This is a genomic window from Sporosarcina koreensis, assembly GCF_001531445.1.
Classification (GTDB): Bacteria; Bacillota; Bacilli; order Bacillales_A; family Planococcaceae; genus Sporosarcina; species Sporosarcina koreensis_C.
Genome location: NZ_LQYA01000309.1, coordinates 1 through 243, shown reverse-complemented (window position 1 = coordinate 243; position 243 = coordinate 1). Strand labels below are relative to the sequence as shown.

The 243-nt window shown below is 30.5% G+C and carries 1 pseudogene; it reads left to right on the top strand.

From position 1 onward, the window contains the following. Positions 1-52: 52 nt before the first annotated feature. Positions 53-243, top strand: a pseudogene (locus AWV70_RS22100) (hypothetical protein); the annotation flags it as partial.

The window sequence follows — 243 nt, the reverse complement described above, 5'->3', positions numbered from 1 at the left end:
GGAACAGGCAAAATTATTATATAAAAAATGATTGATAAAGGGGTCATGAAAATTGAAGATTAGTAGAAAAGCTGAATCGGAAATCCACGAATTTTCTAGCCATGAGTTAGCCCGTGAATATTTTAAAAACAGGTATGGAAATCATTTTGTGATGATGAATTCTGAAATGATTGGTGACGAAAAAGTTTATTTTTATAGTTTGATCTTGGACAGAAAAGTTTTTGAAGATGGACAAAAGCAAAT